This is a genomic window from Bradyrhizobium sp., from assembly GCF_019244115.1.
Classification (GTDB): Bacteria; Pseudomonadota; Alphaproteobacteria; order Rhizobiales; family Xanthobacteraceae; genus Bradyrhizobium.
Map to the genome: position 1 here is coordinate 1 of NZ_JAFATE010000192.1, position 4,092 is coordinate 4,092.

4 protein-coding genes and 1 pseudogene are annotated in these 4,092 nt (G+C 64.0%); all 5 read left to right on the plus strand.

The features are described 5' to 3' along the window. Window positions 1-777 (plus strand): annotated as a pseudogene (locus JOZ76_RS08395) (FAD-binding oxidoreductase); the annotation flags it as partial. Window positions 778-787: 10 nt separating this feature from the next. Next, on the plus strand, window positions 788-1,201 hold the full coding sequence (locus tag JOZ76_RS08400; RefSeq protein ID WP_291698159.1) for a DUF4383 domain-containing protein: 414 nt from the start codon (window positions 788-790) through the stop codon (window positions 1,199-1,201). After that, a complete protein-coding gene (locus JOZ76_RS08405; protein WP_291698160.1) occupies window positions 1,198-2,301 on the plus strand; it encodes a hypothetical protein in 1,104 nt (367 codons plus the stop codon). The genes JOZ76_RS08400 and JOZ76_RS08405 overlap by 4 nt, the downstream gene beginning before the upstream one ends. Next, a complete protein-coding gene (locus JOZ76_RS08410) occupies window positions 2,285-2,590 on the plus strand; it encodes a hypothetical protein (RefSeq protein ID WP_291698161.1) in 306 nt (101 codons plus the stop codon). The genes JOZ76_RS08405 and JOZ76_RS08410 overlap by 17 nt, the downstream gene beginning before the upstream one ends. A 200-nt stretch (window positions 2,591-2,790) precedes the next feature. After that, window positions 2,791-3,762: a S1C family serine protease gene (locus JOZ76_RS08415; protein ID WP_291698162.1), complete on the plus strand. Its 972-nt coding sequence runs from the start codon at window positions 2,791-2,793 to the stop codon at window positions 3,760-3,762. Window positions 3,763-4,092 lie beyond the last annotated feature (330 nt).

Here is a 4,092-nt window from a genome sequence, read left to right on the forward strand (position 1 = left end):
CGCATGGCGCCGGAGCGTTTCGCGAGCGAGTTCATCCGGGCGATCGACACCGACCGCTCGCTCAAGATGGCGTATGGCCGCATGTCGGTGTCGCGGAAGAATTTTTTCGACGACGCGCTGATGGTGACGTACCACCCAGTGGCGAACGCGCCCATCACACTGCCGGCGGTGGCCAGCGCCGGGAAGCTGTCTGGGCTGCAGAACGACATCTATCGCGCGCAGACCGGCTGGGAGATCGCCAAGGGGCTGCGCTGGTTCATGGAATCGCGGCTCGGCCCGGCCATCACGGGCGGCGCCGCGACGCGCAATTCGCTGATGGCCGAGCCGGTCGTCAATCTCGCGCAGAAGGACCTGCGGCGGACCGACATTCTGCACGAATATTTCGTGGCGCCCGAGCGTTTTGCCGAGTTCGTCAGCGCCTGCCGCGACATCATTCCGCAAGCGAAGGCCGAATTTCTCAACGTCACCTTGCGTTACGTCGCCGAGGACAAGACGCCGTCGCTGACCATCGCGCCGGTGCGCCGGATCGCGGCCGTGATGTCCTTCTCCCAGGAGGCCACGCCGGAAGGCGAGATCGACATGATGCAGACCACCGAAGCCTTGATCGACCGCGTGACCGCGATCGGCGGCGCGTTCTATTTGCCCTATCGCCTCCACGCCCGCCGCGACCAGGTCGAAAAAGCTTACTCCAACGTTTCGGCCTTTGTCGCCGCTAAACGCCGTTACGACCCGCAGCTCAGATTCCGCAATGCCATGTGGGACACATATTTTGCATGAGAGACTTGGTATGAACCGCTACAGCATCGCCGCGATCGCGCTCGGATGTGCCCTGCTGTTTGCCGCCTTGACCGACTACATCCCCGCCTTCGTGGATTCGGAAGGCCGCGTGTTCGGCCTGTTCCGCCTCGATATCTACAAGGACGCCCTGCATGTCGCCTCGGGCCTGTGGGCGCTTGCTTCCGCCTTCTCGCGCCGGAGCGCGATGTTTTTCCTGAGAGTGTTTGGCACGCTGTATTTTCTCGATGGTGTCATGGGTGCCTTCACCGGCTCGGGATATCTTGATCTCAGCATCTTCACCGACGGCATCCGCGACGTGTCGCCCACGATCAAGTTGCTCTCAAGCCTGCCTCATCTGGGCCTCGGCGCGTTCGGGATTGTCGTCGGCTGGTCGCCCTGGCGCACGGATCGCGTGACGGCATGAGCCTCTTGCGTAAGACCCTCTGGACCGCCGGCGTGGTGCTGGCGGCCGCCGCGATCGGCATCACGGCAACGGTCATTGGCGTGGAGCGATCCTGCGTCTCGCCGCTTCCCCCGCCCAACGTTCGCTCGGACTTTTCGATCCACCCCCAGGGCTATGCGCGCGCCCAGGGCGACAGCTTTCTGACCTTTCCCGAATGGTACATCGTTCATGCCTATACGGATCTCGCCGGCGTGACCGCGCGCGGCTCCGAATCCGATTTCGACTACCTCGCGAGCATCACCGGGTTCTGGAGCAGTCTTTGCGGCGCAACGCGGCAGGCGTCGCTGTCAGGACCCGGCAGTTCCGATCAGAAGCTGACGAACTACATCATCGGCTTCAGCTTCACGCTCGAAATGGGGCTGCAGGGCGTCTATGAGCGGACGATCGGCGCGCTGACCGCGTGGTCGGCCGACGGCCGCAAGACGGCGGAGGACGAGTTCAACCTGGCGCTCCTGAAGGACTACGCGGCGTTTCTCTATCAGACACCGTGGTACCGTTTTCCATTCTGGAACAAGCTGACGGCGTTCTGGCAGGAGACACCTTTCGTGCCATCGATCCGCGCCGTCGAGCGGCGGATCTCGCTGACCCTGCAATACGCCGGAAAGTCGGGCTATGCCGCGATCATCCGCTTTCTCGCAGGTTACGACCCCGCCGATCTGACGATCAGGAGCGTGGTTGCTGGAATGACGCCGTCGGATCTCGCAGGCGTGCCCGGAGTCAAGGTGCTCTCGCAAGTCTCGAGCGCGAACGGAACGAAGGGCGTGCTGGTGGAGACGGCGCGCTACGCCGAGTTCGATGCCTTTGTCCGGCAACTGAGCCGGCATCCGGGCGCGTCCCTGCTCGAGATCGCCGGCAATCATCGCATCCTCGTCACGATCGTGCTTCCCGACGCGGACACGGCAGTGGCGGTTTTCGACGGCGAGCCTATATTCAGGTTGCCGATCCAATCGTCCCCCGGCTCGAGCCGTCTCGGCATCGACACGCCGGTGCGTTCGCTGGTCGGCGATGTCAAACGCGTCGAGGACGCCGGATACCGGTTCGAGCATGCCTATGACTATTGAGAGCACGCCTGCTTCTCGCAAGCTGCCGCTGGCGGGATTGTTCGCCGTGGTCTCGATCTGGTTTTCAGGCATGGCGATCGCCGCGACGGCGGTGCGGCCCGATGCCGTGGTCGCTTTCGGCTCGCCGGCGCGGTTGATCGAGGCGGTCACCCGGTCGGACGGGTCCCTGCTCGATGCGGGGCGGTTTTTTGTGGCAGCGCGCACCGGACCTTCGACCGTTCGAACGCTTTATGCAGGCGGAGCGTGGTTCGTGTGGCCTGCCCTCGCAAGGGAATGCGGCCGTCCCTGAACGGATACGGGCTTTTGGGCACTCGTTGCAGGCCGATGCGCGCGACAACTGGAGCCGCCCGTTGCACAAACAGTTCCGCTTCCGGCGGGACTGGTGCGCTGCCAGCCTGTTGATGATAGATTGGCATGCGGGAGCGTTGTTTCGGATGACAGTAGCGTGCGGCGTCCCCGATCTCGCGCCCGTCGAACAGGAGAGCCACGATGGCCTCTTTGACTGAATGGAAAGTTCCGCTCGCCTACCAGCCGCATCCCGGCGACTACACCTTCGACATCGATCAAGTGCTGAGTTCCGTCGTCGCCCTGCACTCGATCATTCCCCACGACGCCTTCACCGCGGAAACGCTGGGCACCGAACGCGCAGGCCACGGCGTGGTGATCGATGACGGGCTAGTGCTGACGATCGGCTATCTGATCACCGAAGCAGAGTCGGTCTGGCTGCATCTGGCCGACGGCCGCGTCGTGGAAGGCCATGCGCTCGGGTTCGATCCGGTGACCGGCTTCGGCCTCGTGCAGGCACTCGGCCGCCTCGACCTCGAACCGCTGCCGATCGGCTCGTCGACCGCGGCACAGGTCGGCGATCGCGTCGTGGTGGGCGGCGCCGGCGGCCGCAGTCGATCCGTCGCAAGCCAGATCATCGCCAAGCAGGAATTCGCCGGCTATTGGGAATACCTGCTGGACGAGGCGATCTTCACCTATCCCGCGCATCCGAATTGGGGCGGCACCGGGCTCATCTCCAACAGCGGAGAACTGATCGGCATCGGCTCGCTGCAGCTCGAGCGCGAACGCGAACGGCGCGCCGAGCATGTCAACATGATCGTTCCGATCGACCTCTTGAACCCGGTGCTCGAGGACTTGCGCAAGTTCGGCCGGGTCAACAAGCCGGCGCGGCCGTGGCTCGGCATGTATTCGACCGAGATCGACGACAAGGTGGTGGTGATCGGGATCGCCGGCAACGGCCCCGCGGCGCGCGCCGAGCTGAAGACCGGCGACGTCATCCTGGCGGTGAAGGGCGAGACCATTTCGAGCCAGGCCGAGTTTTATCGAAAACTCTGGTCGCTGGGGGCGGCGGGCGTCGACGTGCCGCTGACCGTCCATCATGAGGGCGTCACCTTCGACGTCGTGCTCGCCTCCACCGATCGCGCCAAGCTGCTGAAGGCACCGCGGCTGCATTGAGGCGATTTTGGCTTCGTGATGATGCAATCAGCTTCGATCGAAGCGGCACCGGAGAGTGCGCGCCCTCTCCCCGCTTGCGGGAAGAGGTGGACCGCCCGCGGAGGGATTGATTTAACAAGCTTGCGGGGAGAGCGTTGGGGTGAGGGGGAGTCTCAAGGAACCGACCCCGTGGACAGTCCCCCTCACCCGACGCGCAAAGAGCGCGGCGACCTCTCCCGCAAGCGGGGAGAGGTGAACAGCCGAGCCGGTAAACCGTTTCGAGCAAACTTCATCATGCTTTAAGCGATGAGATGCCAGGATGTGGCGACGATGGTCTGCAGATGCGCATCC